The organism is Caulobacter sp. FG7, assembly GCF_057808875.1.
Genome location: NZ_JBMDIW010000036.1, coordinates 1 through 19,889, shown reverse-complemented (window position 1 = coordinate 19,889; position 19,889 = coordinate 1). Strand labels below are relative to the sequence as shown.

The window sequence follows — 19,889 nt, the reverse complement described above, 5'->3', positions numbered from 1 at the left end:
GAACTATGCAATCCCGGCATGAACAGCAGAGTTTGGAACGGGATCAGTGCGCGCTGCGGCGCAGGGTGTCCGAAGGTCGCTCGCCGAAGCGAAGGCGATAGGCCTGGGCGAAGCGGCCCAGTTCCCAGAAGCCGTGGTCCATGGCGACATTGGTCACCATGGTCGCGGCCGGACTGGAACCGCGCAGCCGCGCATGAACCAGATCCAGCCTGCGATTGCGGGCGTAGCGCACCGCGCTTTCTCCCAGGAATTCCTGGCAGGCCAGGTTGAGCGTTCGCTCGGCTGCGCCCACGACCCGGCAGATGTCGCCCAACGACAGCATCTCTTCCGGGCGCTCTTCCAAGGCGCGCTCGAAGCGAGCGACGATCTGACGATGGCGCCCCAGGGCGGCCCTGTCCGGCTTGACCAGCCCCTGCGAGAGGCAGGCCATCAGCTTGTCGACGACCGCGCCCGCCAGGGCCTTGGCCGGCTGCGGCTCGCCGAGGACCTGGGGCGTGTTCTGGATCACGCCCGAAATGTCGCCCATCAGCCCGATGAGTTCGTCCATCGCCGCCGACGGCGCGACGAACATCCGATCATCATCCAGCGCCCCGTGTCCGGCGCCCATCAGGTTGGGAGCGTGCGTCGTCAACAGCTCGAATGGCATGGTGACGATGCCGAAGGCCCACGGCATGTCGGGCGGCGAACCTGTGACGGTCCGCTCGTTGGGCCGGAAGTGAAAGATATGCCGGCCGAAAAGCTTGCGCCCGGAGACGCGCCGCATGATCCCCGGCTCGGTGGCGAACATGAAGGTGTGAACGCCGGGGATGTCCGCGGTCTGGGCGATGCCCTGGGCGAAGCGGCCCATGCCCAGGTTCAATCCGGCGAAACTCGCCCGCGCCAGCATGCCGTCGAAGCGCCGGCTCGTTCGTTCCAGAGGTAGTGGCTTCGCGCCCGAGTTGATGTCGCCGATCGCCAACGCCATCGTCTCGGCGTCCGTGAACCTGGCGAAGGCGCTAGAGGCCGAAGATTTGCTGGACGGGGCGGGCGTCATCTTGCTGCGGAGCGATCGCGAACTGTGTCGACTTGGCGACAATCGCTAACCGGTATGCCAAGACTCTTCAAAGGACAACCGCAGCCTGCCGCCAGCCCAGGCCATTGGCACAGGTCGACTGGCGGCCGGCGGAGTATATCCCCGCGGGCGGGACAGCCCCCAAACGGGTTCGGACTGCCCGTGACGATAAACGGCCGCACCTGGCGGGAAGACTGCCAGGTGCGGCCGTCGAAGGCTCAGGGACTGCGCCCTTGCGTCAGGAGCCGGACCGAGCGGCGCAGTTGACCGCGACCCTGCCGCCCTCCCCCTGGCAGCCGCCACCGCCACCGCCGGCCTCGCCAGAGGCGGCGCTGTCGCCGACGACGTCACCCGCCTGGGAGAACAATACGTCGACGACCGGCGTCATCAGATCCCGCCCGGCCGACACCACGCCGGACACCGAAGCGTCCGCTTCGCTGTTGTCGACGACGCGCGACGGCGGGTTCGAGGACGGCGCCGGCGTGACCGAGAGCACCGCGTCGACGAAGGTCACCGCGTAGTTCGGGCCCGCGGCGAGGCCGCCCCGGGTGATCGCATAGTCGCCGACCTGCGAGCCGGCGCCGGCCGCGGTGGCCAGCGCGCCCGAAAGCGTGTCGCCATTGACCAGGCCGCGCCCGCCGACCGTCCAGGTCAGCGCCGGATTGGCCGCGCCATAGACGCGGCTGAGAGCGTCCGCGGTGACGATGATGGTCCGCGGCGTGATGGTCAGCGCCGAGGCGTTGCCCGCCGCCTGCACGCTGGTCAGCACGTAGTTGCTGCTGGCGCTCAGGCCCGAACCGGTGACGGCGTAGGTCCCGACGCCCGAGGTCGCGGTCGCCGCCGTCGTCCAGGCGGCATTGCCCCACAGGGTGTCGGCGCCAAGCAGGCCGTCGACCACGTAGCCGCCGGAAAGGCCGCTGGGCGTATCGCCATAGACGCTGCCGACGCCGTTTGCCGTGTAGGTCACGGTCACCGCCCGCGGCGTGACGGTCAGGCCCCCATTGGCGTAGGTGATCACGTAGTTCGACAGGCCGCTGCCTGTCGCGTTCGACAGGGCGTCAGCGTAGGTCCCGGCGAAGACGCCGCCCGCCAGGCCGGAGACCGAGGTCACGGTGTCGCCGTTGACCAGGCCGCTGGTGGTGAAGCCGTTGACCTGCGCCGCGCCGTTGTAGACCACCGAACCGGTGTTACCGGTCACGGTCAGGGCGCGCGGGGTGACGCTCAGGGCCGTGGCGTTGCCGCCCGCTTGCAGCGAGGTCAGCACATAGTTGCCGCTGGCGCTCAGGCCCGAGCCGTTGACGGCGTAGATCCCGACGCCCGAGGTCGCGGTCGCCGTGGTCGTCCAGCCGGCGACGCCCGAGAGCGCATCGCCGCCGACCAGGCCGTCGACCACATAGCCGCCCGACAGGCCGCTGGGGACCTCACCGTAGACGCTGCCGGCGGCGTTGGCCGCGTAGGTCACCGTCAGCGCCTTGGGCGTGATGGCCAGGCCGCCGTTGACGTAGGTGATGGCGTAGTTCGACAGGCCGACGCCGACCGCGCCCGACAGGAGGTCGGCATAGGTCCCGACATTGGTCCCGCCAGCCAGGCCCGCGACCGACGTCACGGCGTCGGAGCCGACCAGGCCGTTGGCCGTGAAGCCGTTGGTCTGCAGGCCGCCATTGTAGATCACAGAGCCGTTGCCGCCCGTGATGACCAGCGCCTTGGGCGTGATCGTCAGGCCGCCGTTGACATAGGTGATGGCGTAGTTCGACAGGCCGGCGCCGACGGCGCCCGACAGGCTGTCGGCATAGGTCCCGGCATTGGTTCCGCCCGCCAGGCCCGCGACCGAGGTCACGGCGTCCGAACCGACCAGGCCGTTGGTGGTGAAGCCGTTGACCTGAAGGCCGCCGTTGTAGACGCCCGAGGCCGTACCGCCCGTGATGACCAGCGCCTTGGGCGTGATCGCCAGACCGCCGTTGACGTAGGTGATGGCGTAGTTCGACAGGCCGCTGCCGACGGCGCCCGACAGGATGTCGGCATAGGTCCCGACGCTGGTCCCTCCACCCAGCCCCGCGACCGAGGTCACGGTGTCCGAACCGACCAGGCCGCTTGTGGTGAAGCCGTTGGTCTGCAGGCCGCCGGTGTAGACGTTCGAAGCCGTCCCGCCAGTGATGACCAGGGTCTTCGGCGTGATGGCCAGCCCGCCGTTGACGTAGGAGATGGCGTAGTTCGCAAGGCCGCTGCCGGTCGCGCCCGACAGGTTGTCGACGTAGCCGCCGACATTGGTCCCGCCGCCCAGCCCCGCGACCGAGGTCACGGTGTCGCCGTTGATCAGGCCGCTGGTGGTGAAGCCGTTGACCTGGGCCGCGCCGCTGTAGACCAGCGATCCGACGTTGCCGGTCACCGTCAGCGCACGGGGCGTGATGGTCAGGGGGGTGGCGTTGCCGGCCGCCTGGCTGGCGATCAGCGTATAGTTGGAGCCGACGCCGAGCCCCGAGCCGTTGATGGCGTAGGTCCCCACGCCGGACGTGTTGGTCGCCGTGGTCGTCCAGCTGGCCGCGCCCGATAGCGTGTCGCCGCCGATCAGGCCGCTGGCGAGGTAGCTGCCGCCCAGACCAGTCGGCGTCGCGCCATAGATGCTGCTGGCGCCATTGGCCGTATAGGTCACCGTCACCGCCTTGGGCGTGATGAGCAGGCCGCCGTTGACATAGGTGATGGCGTAGTTCGACAAACCGGTACCGACAGCGCCCGACAGGACGTCGGTGTAGCTGCCGACATTGGTCCCGCTGGCCAGGCCGGTGACCGAGGTCACCGCGTCCGAGCCCACCAGGCCGCTGGTGGTGAAGCCGTTGGTCTGGGCCGAACCGTTGTAGATCGACGAGCCGACGCCGCCGCTGATGGTCAGGGCCTTGGGCGTGATGGCCAGGCTGCCATTGACGTAGGTGATCGTGTAGTTCGACAGGCCGTTGCCGGTCGCGCCCGACAGGCTGTCGGCGTAGCTGCCGACGCTGGTCCCGCTTCCGAGGCCCGCGACCGAGGCCACCATGTCCGAACCGACCAGACCGTTGGCGGTGAAGCCGTTGGTCTGGGCCGCGCCGTTATAGGTCGCCGATCCGGTGTCGCCGGTGATGGTCAGAGCCTTGGGCAGGATGACCAACGCGCCGCCTTGGTAGGTAATGGCGTAGTTCGACAGGCCGGTTCCGACAGCCCCCGACAGGCTGTCATAATAGGTCCCGACATTGGTCCCGCTGGCCTGGCCACTGACGCTGGTCACGGTGTCGCCGCCCACCAGGCCGTCGGTGGTAAAGCCGTTGGTCTGGGTCTCGCCGCTATAGCCCCGGTAGCTGGCATAGCCGGTGATGGTCAGGGCCTTGGGCGTGATGGCCAGGCTGCCGTTGACGTAGGTGATGTTGTAGTTCGACAGGCCGCTGCCGGTCGCGCCCGACAGGTTGTCGGTATAGGTCCCGACGTTGGTCGCCGTGGCCACGCCGGAGACCGAGGTCACCGTGTCGCGACCGACCAGGCCGTTGACGACCACGGCGTGGCTCTTTTCCAAGCCGCTGTAGACGCTGCTCACATTGCTGCCGGTAATCGTCAGCGCCCTGGGGTTGATGGTCAGGCTGCCGTTCACATAGGTGATGTTGTAGTTCGACAGGCCGCTGCCGGTCGCGCCCGACAGGTTGTCGTAATAGGTTCCGACGTTCGTGCCGATGGCGCCGCCGACGATGCTTGTGATGTAGTCGCCACCGACCAGGCCCGTGGGGACATAGCCGTTGCCGAAGGCCGAACCGGAATAGGTCAGCGTGCTGGTCCCGCCGCTGATGGTCAGCGCCTTGGGCGTGATCGCCAGCGTGCCCGTCGCGGTGACGATCAGGTCATAGCCCTGCTGGGTCGAATAGGCGCTGGTGACGTACGAGCCCACATCGCGGCCGCGGCCGCCGCCCAGGATCAGGCTGGTGTCGACCCCGTTCGGCGCCGTGACCGTCGCGCCGACCAGCTGCCGGACACCGTTGTAGATGGCGGTGGCGTCGCCAACGCTGACCGTCACGGTTCCCGGCTTCAGGAAGGCCTTCAGCATCGGGGTTGTGAAGCCCTCGTACATCCGCCAGGTCAGGGCCTGACCACCGGTCAGGTCGATGTCGCTGGTCGCGCCCGTGGCCAGCATCGACCAGGCCGAGGCGTTGTAGATGTAGTCGGCCGCGGTCCATTGCGCCGCGTCGGAGGTGACAGAGACCAGGCTGGTCACGGTCGCGCCGGTGTTGGAACCCACGCCCAAGGCCTGACCGCTGGCGTAACGATCCCAGTAGGACGCCTCGATCGTTCCGGCCGAGGCCTCGGCGATCAGGCCGCCGCCCGTGCCGGCGGCGCCGGTCGAGCCGTACGCCGTGACCATCGTCGCGCCGCTCAACATCGTGTAGCTGCCGCCGCCGCCGCCGCCGGCGGACACCCGCCCCGTTGCGTAGCTTTGCGCAATGTCGGCGCTGGCCAGGCCGGCCAGGCCCCCGGCCCTGCCGCCCGCGCCGCCGTTGCCGCCGCGGCCGCCTACCATGCCGAAACCGTTGCTGCCGCCGCCGCCGCCGTTGGCTGACGCCGCGCCCGTCGCATAGCTTTGGGTGATCGCGCCGCTGGCGTCGCCGACGAGCCCGCCCGCCACGCCGCCGCTGCCGCCGTTGCCGCCATTGGTCGAGGTTGCGCCCGCGCCGCCGCCGCCGCCGTTGGCGGACGCCGCGCCGGTGGCGTAGCTCAGGCTGATCGTGCTGCGGCTCCGACCGACAAGCCCGCCCGCGGTCCCGCCGGAGCCGCCGGCGCCGCCGGCTGATACACCCGCCCCGCTACCGCCGCCGCCGTTGGCCGAGACCGCCCCCGTGGAATAGCTCCTCGTGATCGCGCCGTCGCTCTCGGCGACCAGGCCGCCGGCCGTCCCGCCCGTGGCCCCGCTGTTGCTGCCGCCGCTGCCGCCACCGCCGTTGGCCGAGACCACGCCCGTGGCGTAGCTCGCCGTGATCGTGCTGCTGGAGAGCCCGACGAGACCCCCCGCCTTGCCGCCGCCCCCGGAGGTGCGGGCGCTGCCGCCGTTGGCCGAGACTACGCCCGTCGCATGGCTCCCCGTGATCGCGCCGCTGCTTTCGGCGACCAGGCCGCCGGCCACGCCGCCCGCGCCGGCAGTACCGGTTGTAACGTCGGTGCCGGCGCCGCCGTTGGCCGCGACAGCGCCCGTGGCGTAGCTCTCCGAGATCGCGCCGTAGGACTGGCCGACGAGGCCGCCCACCTTGCCGCCCGCGCCCCCCTGGGTCATGCCGTCGCGACCGCCGGCCGAGACCGTGGCGGAGGAATGGCTTCCCGTGATCGTACCGTAGGACTTGCCGACCAGGCCGCCGGCCACGCCGCCCGCGCCCCCCGTGGAGGGGCCGAAGGTGGGTCCGCCGTTGGCGGACACCGAGCCCGTGGAATAGCTCTGGGTGATCGCGCCGTACGAAACGCCGACCAGGGCGCCCGCCGTGCCGCCGACGCCGACGCCGATGAAGGTGTTCGCGTCGCCATTGACCGCGACGCTGGCGTTGACGAGGCCGACATTGCCGATCGAGGCGCTAGCGGAAGCAAGACCGAACAGGCCGCCATAGGCGGACGAGGTGCGCTTGACGGTCAGATTGCTGACCGTGTGGCCAAGGCCCAGGAAGCGTCCGGTGAAGCCATTGCCGCCGCCTTCCGCATTGGTCGCGCCGAGGGGATCGAAGCCCTGGCCGCTGTTCCAGCTGCTGGTGGCGCTGGCGTCGATATTGGCCCCCAGGGCGTAGTAGCCGCCGAGGCCGCCGTTGATCCCCTGCAGGTCCAGGCCCGTGGTCGAGCCGGCCGCGCCCAGGGCGGTGATGATCCTGTAGGCTTGGCCGTTGACGGCGAAGCTGTTGCCGCCGCCCGTGAAGTCGATCCGGCCGGTAAAGCCGCCGCTGGCCAGGCCGAAGTCGAGGCCGGCGCCGGCGAGCGGCGTGGCGGCGATCGAGCCTTTGGTGTCGCCGTAGTTCAAGGCCAGGCCCGCGCTACCCGAGGCGGTCAGCACGGCGTTGACCTTGATGCTGTTGGCCGCGTTCAGCGTCAGGGTGTTGGCGCCCCAGCTGATCGCCGAATTGACGATGATGTCGCCCGCGCCTTCGCTGGCCACGCCCGGTCCAGAGGGCGCGCCGCTGAGATAGGTCTCGAGCGTGACGTTGGTGGTGGCGAGGTTCGACTGGATGGTCGAGGCCGCGGCGGCGTCGATCGTCAGGTCGGTGGGGTCGACCAGCCAGGTGCCGGTGGCGCCGTGCGCCGCGCGGGTGTCGACGCGCAGGCCGGTGAAGTCGACGTAATTGCCCGACGTCTCGATGAAGCCGCCATTGCCGGTGGCGCCCGTCGCCCGGGCCGACAGTTCGCCGTTGGCGCGGGTGTTGGCGCCCATCACCATGATCGAGCCCGCGTCGCCGGCGTCGGAATCGACGCTGATCTTGCCGCCCAGCACGATGTCGCCGTTGCGGCCGGTCACGCTGCCGCTGCTCAGGCCGTCCAGATTGACGGTGTTGCGCGTCGCCTCGTAGCCCGACTGGGCCGAGACCAGGGCGCTGGAGCCATCAGCCGCCAGGGCCGACTGTTCCGGCAGGGCCACCTGCAGGAAGCCGCCGCCGTTGAGGTCGAGCGTGGCGTGGGTGACTGCCCCGATCACCACCTTGCCCGCCGGCGCCATGATCAGGCCGCTGCTGGAGACGCTGCCGCCCAGCAGGCCCACGACGCCGCCGGCGCCGACGGTGATCGACCCCCGGTGGTCGATGGTCCCGCCCGCACCGGTGAAGCGGCCGGCGCCCGCCATGAACTCGTCATTGGAGATGTCCAGCGTCGACGCCACGAAGCCGCGTCCGGCGTTGATCACGCCGCTCTGGGTGATCTGGATGCCGTTGGGATTGATCAAATAGACGCTGCCGTTGGCGGTGATCTGGCCGGCGATGGTCGAGCCGGTCGTGCCGGTCACGCGGTTCAGGGTCGCGCCGTCGGCGTTGGGCGTCACGAAGGTCAGGCTGGCGCCCTGGCCGACGTTGAAGCTGGCCCAGTCGATCACCGCCTTCTGGCTGGTCTGGGTGATGGTCTGGGCGCCGCCCGACTGGCCGCCGATGGTGGCCGATCCGGCGACCACCGAGCCGCCGGTGGGCAGGGCGTCCCGCGCCGCCGCCTGGCCGGCCATCGCGGCCAGGGTCAGGGTCAGGCTGGTCGTGGCGATCAGGCGAAGCTTGTTGGCGATAAGCATGGTCAGGCTCCCCCTCAGAACGCGACGTTGACGCTGGCCGTGAGGCGCGTCTGGTTTTTGGCGAACAGGTTGCTGTTGGCGTGCGCCAGCTCGGCGCTCAGATTGACGCGCTGCGCCAGTGCGGCGCGGGCGCCGCCGCCCACCGACCAGCCGTCGGGCCGCGGCTTCTCGACGACGGTCGGTTTTTCCAGCCAGCCCCGGCCAGCCGCGGCGAACAGGTAGGGACGAACCGTGACCTTGCCGCCAATGGGCGCGAGGGCGGCCAGTTCGGCGCGAGCGGTCAGGCCGCTATCGACATTGATCGAGCCGGCGTCGAAGCCGGAGACGCCTTCGCCCCCGTCCAGCGAGAACTGCATGGCGCTGGGCAGGGCGCCGCCGAAGCCGGTCTGGCCGCGCAGCACCAGCCGCGCGGAGAACGGACCGCCCAGGGTCCGGTCGATGCTGGCGGTGGCCGAAAGCTTGGTGAAGTCGGGCTTGGAGCCCTGGCGCGACAGCGGCGTGCCTGAGACCCTCGCGTCAGCGGGCGTGCGCGCGCCCAGGCCCGAAATGCCCTGGTTGAAGTCGATGCGCGACGAGACCGTGGTGGCCGCGCCGATCGCCTTGCCGCCTTCGAGACCCAGGGTAAAGCTGCGCAGGGCGTCCTTGCTGAGATCGACGCCGAAGCCGCGGGCGGCCTGGCTTTCGTTGGTCCACTCGAACCCGCCCGACACCGACAGCATCTCGCGCCGGCTCAGGATCAGCGGATAGGACAGCTTGGCCACGACGCGGTCGAACTGGCCCTCCACCGGCAGCACGCCGCGCGGCGCGATCGGATTGGTGTCGGCGTGCAGGTACTCGAGCTGGGCCGTCACCCCGTCGAAGCCCAGCGGCGCGATCAGGCCGAGGCCCACGATGCGGCGATAGGGATGTCCGCCCGACAGGACCAGGTCGGTGGCCGAGGCGCCGAAGGCATAGAACTGCTCGCCCGCCCCGAACACCGAGTTGGCCGTCAGCCGCGCCTCGAGGTTCCAGTCGTCATAGGCGCTCGACAGGCTGTTGTCGGCGCCCAGGCCGGCGGCGACGGCGTCGTGCTCGACCTGCAGCACCAGCCGCGCCCCGCCGACAAGCTCGCCGGGGACCAGGGTCGTCCGCAGGCTCACGCCGGGAACGCGCGCGGCCAGCAGCACCTGGCGCTCGATCTGCGGCAGGCTCAGGCCCGGCCTGTTGATCAGCTTGACCAGCCGGTCGCGGATCGGCCCGCGCACCTTGGCCGGCACGCGGCTGTCGTCGATGCTCTCGATGAAGCCCTCGACCACGACGATGCGCAGGGTCGCGCCGTCCTTGAGCGACTGCGGCGGCAGGGTGGCGCGGGTCAGGATGCGCCCGTCCTTGGCGTAGAGCGCCTCGATCTTGGCGGCGACTTCGTAGAGGGCGGCGACGGTGACGGTGCGGCCTTCGACCGGCCGGGTCAGCGCGGCGACGGCTTCGGCGCGATCCGGCGCGACGCCTTCGACCACCACGCGCTCGACCCGCACCGACAGCGCCTCGGCGCCCGCCGGGGCGGCCGTCAGGCGCGTGGCCGGCAAGGCGATCTCGCCCTGGGTCTCCTGGACGGTGGGAGCGATGGTTTGAGGAAGGGTCCGGCTGGGCGCGGTCTGCGCGAAGCTTGCCGAGGACCAGATCAGAGCCACAACCGAGCTCGACGCGACGACCAGAGCGCGCGTCGCACCCCGTGATACTGCAAAACTCATACTATACGCCCCACCTAGTACACGGGCGCCGTCTTAGGTAACCCCACATTTAAGATGGGTTAATTGATTTCAGATTTGCACCAAAACCCCACCAATGTTCACTTCGTGCAAATGATCGCTTACAGATTTCAAGCCGATTACAAGCCGACAACAAGCACTCATAACAATGATTTTTCACTCGCAGACGTTTCCCAAATTGGGAAGACGTAGCCTCTACATCGCCCAAGGCTGAAACCTCGCCAAGGCGGCGCCCCAACGGGGGTTAAAGCGACCTCTCCACTCGACATCAACATCTGCGGATCGCGGGGCCAACTTGCTCCGGGCGCTGGCGGCAAGCCGGCGGGGCGATTGCAGGCAAGAAGACGACCTCATTGACGATTTCCGGTTGGGAGAAGGCGTTCCGGATTCGTCTTGCCCATGCGTGCGGATGCGAAGCGATCGCGAAGTCCTCGCGCACTGTTGTCGCTTCGGAGCCCCCAATGAACGCCCATGTCACGATCTCCGAACCGTCTCGCGCCAAGCGGCTCAAGGCCTTGACCAACACTGCCCACGAGCAGTTGGACAGCCGGATCATGTCGCTGGAGCCGTTCGCCGACCGCGAGCGTTTCGGCCGCTTCCTGCGCGCCCAATACGGGTTCCATCGCGAGATCGACGCGCTCTACACCCGCCCGGAGCTGATCGCCCTAGCTCCAGACCTGCCTGAGCGCCGCCGGCTGGACCTCATCGCTCAGGACATCCGCGACCTCGGCCAGGTCGTTCCAGTCGCGGACGCTGCGCCGGCGTTCCAGGACAGCGAAACCGATCTGGCTGCCGCCTTCGGCTGGCTCTACGTGGCGGAAGGCTCCAACCTCGGGGCGGCCTTTCTGCTGAAAGCAGCGGCCGCTCTAGGCCTGGACGAGACCTTCGGCGCTCGCCATCTGGCCGCCGCTCCCGAAGGGCGAGGCCGTCACTGGCGCACCTTCGTCGCCGTCCTCGACGGCCTGCCCTTCGGCGACGCCGAGGACGAGCGCGCCGTGCAAGGCGCCGCGGCCGCTTTTCGCCGGGTGCGTGGGCTGGTCGATGACGCTTTCGCCTGAGCCCGTGACCACGGCGCCCTCCCCTGCGCGTCCCCCCATCGCGCGCCGGGCCTGGCGGTTGCTGGGCTTGGCCTGCGTGGCCCTGGGCTTCATCGGAGCAGTCGTCCCGCTGATGCCGACCACCGTGTTCCTGATCATGGCGGCTGGGTGCTTCGCCCGCTCATCGCCGAGACTGGAGGCCTGGCTGCTGGACCATCCGCGCTTTGGCCCGACGCTGCGCGCCTGGCGGCGGGATCGCGCGATCCCGCCGTCGGCCAAGCTGATGGCCTGTTCCGGCATGGCCGCCGGCCTGGCGATCTTCTGGTGGGGCGCCCACCCCAAGTGGCCCCTGCTGCTGGTCGTGGCTGGGGCCATCGGCCTCTGCGCCGCCTATGTCGTCTCGCGTCCATCGCGGGGCGCCCAAGAGTGAAGCCGAACGATCTGGCCTGGCGGGACGCACCGCCGCCCTGGACGCCGACAGTCCGTGCTCCGGCCGCTCCTGACCCGCGCCCCCGTCGACGCGGTTCGCGCGCGGTTGTCGGCATGACAGTCTCGATCGGCCTGCATGCGCTCCTGCTCGGCGCCCTGCTCTTTCGAGGCTTCCAGACGGCCTTCGTGGTCCCGCCGCCGGTCGCGCCGATGGTGGTCGAGCTGGAGACGGCTTCGCCGCCGGTTCCGGCGCGAGAGGTTCCGCCCGGCCCGGAACAGGTCGAGCGCCAGGCCGCCCGCCCCACGCCACCGGAACCTCCGCCGGTGAAGTCCTCACCCAACGCGCCCGAACCTGTATTCTTCACGCCGCCACGACCGACCGCGCCGACCGATCCAGGGCCTGCCGCGCCCGAAACCACCGCACCTCCCGTGCAGCCGGCGCCCGCTGCTCCGCGCCCCCCCAGCAACGCCGTCGCCACCGGGGAGGGCCAGGTACTGGCCGCGCTGGAACGCAAGCGACGCTATCCGCCGGCCGCCCAATTACTCCGGCAGCAGGGCGTCGCCTATGTCCGCTTCCGCATGGACCGAGGCGGCAACGTGCTCTGGACCCGGCTGGAACGGTCGTCCGGCTTCGCCGAGCTCGACCGCGCCGCCGTCGAGACGCCCAAGCGCGCCCAGCCCCTGCCGGCCATCCCCGCCGATCGCCCCGACCAAATGGAGCTGGTGGTTCCGGTGGAATTCTTCATCGGCGCGCCTTGAAGGACGCGACGACGGCGCCTCGCCGCGCAGGACCGAAACCAACGACCGTATTGAGAATGATTCTCAATCACTCTAACAAGACACTCCACAGCGATTCACCCTCGGGTCATGCCTTCCCTCCCCCAATCCCTCACGGCCCTGCTCGTCTCGGAGCACGCGGTCCTGCTGCGGCGCACGACACGCATCGTCGGGAGCCTGCCGGCGGCCGAAGACGTGCTGCAGCGGCTCTGGCTGAAGGTGCAGGAGATCGAGGATGTCGCCGTCCGCAATCCCAGAGCCTATCTGTTCCGGCTGGCCTCCAACCTCGCCATCGACCACCGTCGGGCCGAAGCGACCCGGCAGCGCGTCCAGGCCAAGGCCGAGACCTATCTGTGGGGACCGGTCGGACCGGTTTCGGCCGAAACCGGCATGATCGACCGCCAGGCCCTGTCGCGCGTGCTCGACGCTCTGGACGCCCTGCCTGACCCCGGCAGGACGATGTTTCGGCTCAACCGCTTCGAGGACAAGCGCATCATCGATATCGCCGCGATCTACGGCGTCTCGACCACGACCGTGGAAAACCATCTTCGCCGCGCCCTGGCCGCCTTGCGGATCGCGCGCGAGGACGGATGACGAACATCGCTGCCCGCCTTGGGTCCACGCCCACCGCAAACGTCTAAGATGAGAGTCCACCTCTGCAACGAGAAGCTTCCATGGCCGGCGGCAACACGCCTCCCTCCAGCGCGGTCGAGCGGTCCGAATACTGGATCGTGCGCCTGGCCTCCGGGTCGATGACCGCCGAGGAAATGACGCGCTTCGAGGACTGGCTGGCCGCGAGCGACGAAAACCGCTCGGCGTTCGAGAGCACCCGCGCCCTATGGCGCAGCCTGGAGAACCGCAAAGACCGCGTGGTGGCGTTGCGTCGCAAGCGCCCCATCGCCGCCCCGGCCGCCTGGGGCTCGGCCGTCGCCGCCTGCCTCGCCCTGGCTTTCCTCGCTCCGTTGGCGGCGCCACGATTGCTCGCCACCGACGCCACATCGGTCGGCGAGGTGCGCGGCCTGGACCTGCCGGACGGCACCCGCGCGGTCCTGGACAGCGGCAGCGCCATCGCCGTGCGCTATGACAGGGACGAAAGGCGCATCGATCTGCTGCGCGGGCGGATCTGGATCGAGGTGCGCCACGGCGACGCCCGCCCCCTCCGGGTCGCGACGGCCGGCGGCGTCGTGGAAGACATAGGCACGGCCTTCGAGGTCGCTCGCGATGGCGGAACCGCCGAGGTCGCGGTCACCGAAGGCGTGGTCAGGGTGCAGGCGAAGGGCGGCGAACGCGAGCTGATGCTGCACCGCCGACAGCGGGCGCACTATGGGTCGGACGGCGGCCTGCGGCGCCTACGCGACCAGGACGAGGAGGCCATCGCCGCCTGGCGGCGGGGCTACATCGTCGTCGAGGAGGAAGCCTTGGCGGACGCGGTGAAAACCTTGGCGCGCTATCGCTCGGCTCCAGTCTGGGTGCAGCCCGGCGCGGCCGGCCGCACGCCCGTCAACGGTATCTTCCTGACCGAGGCGCCGGACGACGCCTTGAAGGTGCTGGCCGACATGGCCGGGCTGCGCTTGATCCGTCTTCCCGGCGGCGCGGTGGTCCTGGCGAAATAATTCGCATCCTGCCGTTGGGTAAGGCGCGACGGCGAACGTCAAAGCGACTGAATGCGAATGCGGTGCAATCGCATAAAAATCGCCTCTACCGTCCGGAGCTTCCATGTTTTCTCGTTTGTCGCCCCGCCCTCTGCGGGCCTGCCTGCTCGCCACGGCCTCCATCCTGCTGGCCGCCCCGGCCGGCGCGGCCCTGGCCCAGGCCCCCACGGCGCAGCGCCAGGGCGCGCTCGAGTTCGACATCCCCGCCCAGCCCCTGCGCCGGAGCCTGCAGCGCTTCGCCGAGCAATCGCGCATCCAGGTCGGCTACGCCAAGGGCGTGCGCCCCGATGCTCGCGGCGCGGCGGTCAAGGGCGCCCATACGCCCGCCCAGGCCCTGAGCCAGCTGCTGGCCGGCACCGGCCTCGACTATCGCTTCACCTCCCCCACGACGGTGATCATAGACAGGGCCCCCGACGCGGCTGGAGCGGTGCAACTCGGCGCACTGAGGGTCGAGGGCGCGAACGGATCGGCCGGCGACGGCGCGAACGGCGGCGTCCAGGGGATCAACGCAGGCGATGAAGGCGCCGGCGGCGACGCCGTGCAGGAAGCCGCCGTCTACCGCGGCGCAGGCACCTCGGCCTACATCTCGCAGGAGAAGATCGAGCGATTTCGCGGCTCGTCCACCGGCGACTTCCTGAGCGGCGTTCCTGGCGTGCTCAACGCCGAGAACCGCAACTCCGGCGCTCTCGACGTCAATATCCGCGGCATGCAGGGCCAGGGCCGCGTGCCGGTGGTCATCGACGGCGCCATGCAGGAATCCACCGTCTATCGCGGCTATGCCGGCATGGCGGGCCGCACCTATCTCGACCCCGCCCTGATCGGCGGCGTGACGATCGAAAAAGGACCGACCGCTGCGGCCGACGGCGCCGGCGCCACGGGCGGCCTGCTGCGCGCCCGCACGCTCGGCGCCGGCGACATCGTCGCGCCGGGCGGATCCTGGGGCCTGGTCGTGCGCGGCGGCCTCAGCGGCAACAACGGCAAGCCCCCGACCAAGGTCACCGTCGGCGGCTCCGAGCCCGCCGTCCGCAAGTTCGACCGCCCCGACGCCTTCGACCTCGACGGCCGCAACGCCTCGATCGCCGGGGCCTATCGCACCGAGCGCTATGACCTGGTGGCCGCCTACGCCACCCGCAAGAACGGCAACTACTATTCGGGCTCGCAGGGCATTTCGCCCGACGCCTGGAAAGGCGGCGCCAACCGGTTCAGCTACGAGGAACAGGTGATCAACTCGTCGCAGGACAACACCTCGTACCTGCTCCGCGGCGTATTCCGGCCCACTAGCGCCCACACCATCGACCTCTCGTACATGCGCTACGAGACCAAGTTCGGCGAGATGAAACCCTCGCAGCTGATGTACGGCGACACGCCTTACCAGACGAACTCCGACGTCAAGGTCGACACCTACACCGCCCGTTACCGCTACAAGCCCGAAGGCAATCTGGTCGATTTCCGCGCCGACCTCTGGGCCTCGCGCGTCGACAGCTTCGTGATCGACCCCGTGCGCTTCGATTTCGGCGGCGGCGAGATCTACAATTCCGACAAGTTCGCCGACACGCTGTCCAACCGCCGCGGCCTGACCGTGTCGAACACCTCGCGGTTCTCGGGAACCGCTGGCGCCCTCGCGCTGGCCTATGGCGGCGCCTACGACTTCGAGAAATTCGGCAAGTCCAAGGATTGGGACGAGCTGAACGAGCGCTATCCGGGGGCCGCCTGGGATACGACGCTCGACGGCTGGCGCCGGCAATACAGCGCCTTCGTCAGCGCCGAATACAAGCCCGCTCCCTGGGCGACCTTCACGGCGGCGACTCGCTACGTCGAGACCGTCGTCCAGGACCACAAGACCGGCGTCAGCTGGGTGCAGGGCGGCCTGCAGAACCGCGACAAGGCCTCGGGCTGGGCGCCGATCATCTCGGTCGTCGTCGAGCCGATCGCCGGCCTTCAGACCTACGCCCGCTATGCCGAGGCGTTCCGCGCGCCCAGCCCATTCGAGGGAACCGAGGGCTTCTCCGGTTCGACCAACCCCTACAGCAGCTTGCGCCCCGAGCACGCCCACAACACCGAAGTCGGCGTGAACTACCAGCGCCTGGGCCTGTTCACGGGCGACGACCTGCTGCAGGTCAAGGCCGGCTGGTTCCGCAACGACGTCACCGACTACATCACGCTGGGCAGCGAGACGCTGACCGCGCCGAACGGCAACTACACCGACATCCTGGTGCGCACGAACATCCCGCGCGTCACCACCCAGGGCGTGGAACTGTCGGCGCGCTACGACATGGGCCTGGCCTATGTGGAGCTGGCCGGCACGGAATATACCGAGGTCACCAGCTGCTATCGCCAGGTGCCGACCCAGGCCGTGCGCTGCTACGACGGCATGCCCCAGACCAGCCAGTCCTGGTTCGTCAACCACGTGCCGCCCAAGCGCACCATGTCGGCGACTGTCGGCACGCGCCTGATGGACGAGAACCTGCAGCTGGGCGCCCGCTATGTGAAGGTCGAGCGTCAGCCAGCCTATGAGACCGTCGATCTGTTCGGCAGCTACCACTTCAGCGACAAGGCGACCTTCACGCTCACCGTCGACAACGTCTTCGACCGTTACTACGTCGACGCCCTGACCCTGGGCGAAGGCGCAGGCATCCTGCCCGCGCCGGGCCGCACGGTGCGCATCGGCCTCGTCAGCCGCTTCGGCGACGGCGAGCGCCCCGCCCCATCCTCGGCCCTCGACCGCGTGCGGGGCTACGCCTCCGGCGCCCTGGCCCAATCACCCCTGCAGGACTTCGACGGCGACTGGAGCGGCTTCTACGCCGGCGCCGACTGGGGCTGGAAGTTCATGCGCGCCAAGGGGAACACCCGCACCGGCGACGGTTCGGCCAGCGCCGTGGCGTCGACCGAGCGCACCGACCGCCAGGTCGAAACCCCGCTCGCAGGGCTTCACTTCGGCTACAACCGCCAGCTTTCGTCCGGCCTGGTGGTCGGCGTCGAGGTCGAAGGCGAACTCACGCGCGGCCGGGGCAAGAAGGGCTTCGTCTCCACCGAGCTGGACACCGGCCGCTATGTCGCCGCCGAAGTGCTGCAGGCCGAATACGCCTACCGCTACGACGGCGGCGGTTCGGCGCGGCTGCGCGTCGGCCAGGCCGTGGGCCGGGCGCTGTATTACGGCACGGGCGGTCTTGGCCTGATCCGCGAGGAGCAGACCCGCACCCAGTTCCGCTCGACCTCGGCCAGCGCGGCCTATCCGTTCGGCTTCAGCACCCGCCCTTACTTCACCGAGAAAGATGACAAGACCCGCGCGGGCCTCGTCCTCGGCGGCGGCGCCGAACTGGCGTTCAGCAACCGTGTCTCGCTGCGCGGCGAATACCTGTACGGCTACTATCCGAGCACGAGCTTCCGCTTCGACCGCGCCAGCCAGAACGTCAACCGCAGCTACACCAGCGGCGGCGTAACCACGCCGGGCGGCGTCGACGTCGCGGTCGGCCGAGACGCCAAGAACAGGCTGGAGACCCACAGCCTGCGCCTCGGCCTGAACTACAGCTTCTGACCTAGACCTGACGATGCGGGGTCGAGCCAACGCTCGACCCAGTTGGGTCCCAGCGCACGAGGACGATCAAGCTCGACTGAGCGTTTCGGACACGTCCTCAAGCAACGGACAACCGCCGAGGCTCCACGACGTGGCGCGGAATACTCGTTGGCTGGCGATCGGCGCAGCCGCCTGCGTCCATGACAGACGGAGGGAAACGATATTATGAAAAATCAGACACTTACGCGCCAGCCCGCTGCGAAGCCTCTGAAGGCTTCATGGCGCGAGAAAGCATTGAGCCATCGATTTCGCGAATAAAGATCCGCCAAAGAGACCGCTGGCGCGCCCTGCAGGATTCGAACCTGCGACCGTTCGCTTAGAAGGCGAATGCTCTATCCAACTGAGCTAAGGGCGCGCTCGCCGGCCCAGCTTTCCGGACCCTTAGTGGGTCCAGGGCTGCTTGCGGTTGGTGGCGAAGTTGTCGGCGTAGGCCTTGATGATCCGCTTGGGAACCTTCGGCTCGAACAGCTGGAACGAAATCTCGTGGCGCTGGGCGTAGGCGATGGCTTCGTCGCGGGTTTCGAAGGTCAGGCGGACCTGGCCGTTCATGTCGCTGGACTGGGTCCAGCCCATCAGCGGATCGGGCTTGCGGGCCGAGGCCGGTTCGAACTCCAGCACCCAGTCCTTGGTCTTGGCCTTGCCCGACTGCATGGCGTTCTTGGCGGGACGATAGATGCGGGCGAGCATAGGCCTCTCCAAACGGCTTTGCAGGTGGTCGGAGCGGCAGGATTTGAACCTGCGACCCTCTGCTCCCAAAACAGATGCGCTACCAGGCTGCGCTACGCTCCGGACACCAGCAAGGGCTTGCTCCTACTCGGCTTTGGGGGCGAAACGCAAGCCTGTGCGGGCGGGTTTTTCGACGCGGCTCACCCCTTGGGGAAGATCCGGTGGCGCACGCGGTCGCCGGGCAGCACGCCCAACTGCCCCGCCCGGCCGCCGGCGATCTCCAGCACGCCGAGCACGGGGCCGCCCGACGGCAGCGGCGTCTCGTCGAGCGGGCGCGCGTTGCGGACCATCGACAGGACCTTTCCGTCCGGGCCGATATAGAGGATGTCGAGCGAGATCAGGGTGTTCTTCATCCAGAAGGCCGCGCGCTGCGGCTTCTTGTAGACGAACAGCATGCCGCGATCCGGCGCCAGAACCTTACGGAACATCAGTCCCTTGCGCTGCTCGGCCTCGGTGGCGGCGATCTCGACCTGGAACCGGGCGACGCCGCGCCCGGTGACGACCTCCAGCGGCTCCAGGCGCGGAGCCGCGGCCACCGCCCGGCCCGCGACGCCGAGGGCCAGTGGAGCGCCCGCCAGGAGCCGTAGGGCGTCACGCCGCCGCAGATCGTCGAAAAGGGCCAAGAACGCCTCGCCAGGACCGTGGAACCGGCAAGAACCCTACCCGCCCCTCGCCAGCCGGAAAAGCCGCCCGCTATCAGGCGGCCGTGATCTCGGCGACCACGAGGCCCTTTGGCCCCTGGGCGAAGCGAACCATCACGTCGTCGCCCGGCTGGAGATCCTCGAGCCCGCCGCGACGCAGGGTCTCGATATGTACGAAGATGTCGCCGGGGGCCTCGTCGCGGACGACGAAGCCGTAGCCCTTGGTGCGGTTGAACCACTTGACCTTGGCCCGCTCGGGCGGACCGGCCGGCGTCAGCGACTGGCGCGCCGCGCTGCCGAAGGCGCGCGGGCCGTCACGCCGGGGCGCGGCCTCGTCAAAGGTCCGGCGGGGGCGCTCCAGCGGCGACGGCGCAGAAGTCTCGTCGAGGTCGACGACCTCGCTGACCTGCCAGCCCTTGGGCCGCTTGACCACGTCGCAGACGATGACCGAGCCCTCGAGCGCCGACTCGCGACCACAATTACGCAGGGAGGTGACGTGGAGCAGGACGTCCTTCAGGCCCGTCTGGCCGGGATCGTCCGGAACGATGAAGCCGTAGCCCTTGCCGACGTCGAACCATTTCACGCGGCCGCTGATACGCACGAGGTCTTCGTGCGCGCCCGATGCATCCAAGTCGTAACCAGACATTCCGCCCCTCTGGCTCGCCCAAACAGCCCAAAGGAGCGAGCACCACAAGAATAACAGTGTTCTCGGGGAGGGATGGCCGTCAATGGCCAAATGATGCGGAGAGCGCGCAATACGAAAGGCGCGACGTTTAGTCGCGCCTTCTGTGTCGTATGGGAAACTCTGAACTCTGCGGTGGCAGTCCCTAGGGGAGTCGAACCCCTCTCTCCAGATTGAAAATCTGGCGTCCTAACCGATAGACGAAGGGACCACTAAGCTTCACAGAAGCAAGGTAATCCGCAGTAGTTCAAAGTAGACGCCTCGCGACTGGCAGTCCCTAGGGGAGTCGAACCCCTCTCTCCAGATTGAAAATCTGGCGTCCT

At 69.0% G+C, this 19,889-nt stretch carries 12 protein-coding genes and 3 tRNA genes; 6 read left to right on the top strand and 9 right to left on the bottom strand.

What is annotated here, in order from left to right:
- Positions 1-43 precede the first annotated feature (43 nt).
- The 3 genes from ACODR1_RS22225 to ACODR1_RS22215 form a co-directional block, all read right to left on the bottom strand.
- The gene (locus ACODR1_RS22225) at positions 44-964 is read right to left on the bottom strand and encodes an AraC family transcriptional regulator (protein WP_488882378.1); all 921 of its coding nucleotides are present in this window, start codon (positions 962-964) and stop codon (positions 44-46) included.
- Positions 965-1,289: 325 nt separating this feature from the next.
- Positions 1,290-8,300, bottom strand: coding sequence for an MBG domain-containing protein (locus tag ACODR1_RS22220; RefSeq protein ID WP_488882377.1), 7,011 nt, complete (start codon positions 8,298-8,300; stop codon positions 1,290-1,292).
- A gap of 14 nt (positions 8,301-8,314) precedes the next feature.
- Positions 8,315-9,970 (bottom strand): ShlB/FhaC/HecB family hemolysin secretion/activation protein, encoded by a 1,656-nt coding sequence (locus ACODR1_RS22215; RefSeq protein WP_488882376.1) that lies wholly within the window; start codon positions 9,968-9,970, stop codon positions 8,315-8,317.
- A gap of 431 nt (positions 9,971-10,401) precedes the next feature.
- Here ACODR1_RS22215 and ACODR1_RS22210 point away from each other — a divergent pair, with 431 nt between their 5' ends.
- From ACODR1_RS22210 to ACODR1_RS22185, 6 genes are all read left to right on the top strand, one after another.
- The gene (locus ACODR1_RS22210) at positions 10,402-11,106 is read left to right on the top strand and encodes a biliverdin-producing heme oxygenase (protein WP_488882375.1); all 705 of its coding nucleotides are present in this window, start codon (positions 10,402-10,404) and stop codon (positions 11,104-11,106) included.
- Positions 11,090-11,515, top strand: coding sequence for a YbaN family protein (locus ACODR1_RS22205; RefSeq protein WP_488882374.1), 426 nt, complete (start codon positions 11,090-11,092; stop codon positions 11,513-11,515). The genes ACODR1_RS22210 and ACODR1_RS22205 overlap by 17 nt, the downstream gene beginning before the upstream one ends.
- Before the next feature lie 113 nt (positions 11,516-11,628).
- The gene (locus ACODR1_RS22200) at positions 11,629-12,273 is read left to right on the top strand and encodes an energy transducer TonB family protein (protein ID WP_488882373.1); all 645 of its coding nucleotides are present in this window, start codon (positions 11,629-11,631) and stop codon (positions 12,271-12,273) included.
- A gap of 108 nt (positions 12,274-12,381) precedes the next feature.
- Positions 12,382-12,885 carry an RNA polymerase sigma factor gene (locus ACODR1_RS22195; protein ID WP_488882372.1) on the top strand — a complete coding sequence of 168 codons (504 nt, stop codon included), beginning with the start codon at positions 12,382-12,384 and terminating at the stop codon, positions 12,883-12,885.
- Positions 12,886-12,965: 80 nt separating this feature from the next.
- Complete coding sequence (locus ACODR1_RS22190) at positions 12,966-13,904, top strand: FecR family protein (RefSeq protein ID WP_488882371.1); 939 nt, start codon at positions 12,966-12,968, stop codon at positions 13,902-13,904.
- A 103-nt stretch (positions 13,905-14,007) separates the two neighbouring features.
- Entirely contained in the window at positions 14,008-17,478 is a 3,471-nt protein-coding gene (locus tag ACODR1_RS22185; protein ID WP_488882370.1) for a TonB-dependent receptor domain-containing protein, read from the top strand.
- Between the two features lie 317 nt (positions 17,479-17,795).
- Here ACODR1_RS22185 and ACODR1_RS22180 read toward each other — a convergent pair.
- The 6 genes from ACODR1_RS22180 to ACODR1_RS22155 form a co-directional block, all read right to left on the bottom strand.
- Positions 17,796-17,872, bottom strand: a tRNA-Arg gene (locus ACODR1_RS22180).
- 26 nt (positions 17,873-17,898) lie between these two features.
- The gene (locus tag ACODR1_RS22175) at positions 17,899-18,204 is read right to left on the bottom strand and encodes an ETC complex I subunit (RefSeq protein WP_058346925.1); all 306 of its coding nucleotides are present in this window, start codon (positions 18,202-18,204) and stop codon (positions 17,899-17,901) included.
- A gap of 25 nt (positions 18,205-18,229) precedes the next feature.
- A tRNA-Pro gene (locus ACODR1_RS22170) sits at positions 18,230-18,306 on the bottom strand.
- A gap of 77 nt (positions 18,307-18,383) precedes the next feature.
- Positions 18,384-18,866, bottom strand: a complete 483-nt coding sequence (locus ACODR1_RS22165; RefSeq protein WP_488882369.1) for a DUF192 domain-containing protein — start codon at positions 18,864-18,866, stop codon at positions 18,384-18,386.
- A 73-nt stretch (positions 18,867-18,939) separates the two neighbouring features.
- Complete coding sequence (cspD, locus tag ACODR1_RS22160; protein ID WP_488882368.1) at positions 18,940-19,530, bottom strand: stationary phase survival cold shock domain protein CspD; 591 nt, start codon at positions 19,528-19,530, stop codon at positions 18,940-18,942.
- Between the two features lie 172 nt (positions 19,531-19,702).
- Positions 19,703-19,777, bottom strand: a tRNA-Glu gene (locus ACODR1_RS22155).
- Between the last annotated feature and the right edge of the window lie 112 nt (positions 19,778-19,889).

Coding starts and splice junctions, on each gene's coding strand:
- ACODR1_RS22225 (WP_488882378.1), bottom strand. CDS start 964: ATGGCGTTGGCGATCGGCGACATCAACTCGGGCGCGAAGCCACTACCT.
- ACODR1_RS22205 (WP_488882374.1), top strand. CDS start 11,090: ATGACGCTTTCGCCTGAGCCCGTGACCACGGCGCCCTCCCCTGCGCGT.
- ACODR1_RS22195 (WP_488882372.1), top strand. CDS start 12,382: ATGCCTTCCCTCCCCCAATCCCTCACGGCCCTGCTCGTCTCGGAGCAC.
- ACODR1_RS22175 (WP_058346925.1), bottom strand. CDS start 18,204: ATGCTCGCCCGCATCTATCGTCCCGCCAAGAACGCCATGCAGTCGGGC.
- cspD (WP_488882368.1), bottom strand. CDS start 19,530: ATGTCTGGTTACGACTTGGATGCATCGGGCGCGCACGAAGACCTCGTG.
- ACODR1_RS22220 (WP_488882377.1), bottom strand. CDS start 8,300: ATGCTTATCGCCAACAAGCTTCGCCTGATCGCCACGACCAGCCTGACC.
- ACODR1_RS22185 (WP_488882370.1), top strand. CDS start 14,008: ATGTTTTCTCGTTTGTCGCCCCGCCCTCTGCGGGCCTGCCTGCTCGCC.
- ACODR1_RS22200 (WP_488882373.1), top strand. CDS start 11,629: ATGACAGTCTCGATCGGCCTGCATGCGCTCCTGCTCGGCGCCCTGCTC.
- ACODR1_RS22190 (WP_488882371.1), top strand. CDS start 12,966: ATGGCCGGCGGCAACACGCCTCCCTCCAGCGCGGTCGAGCGGTCCGAA.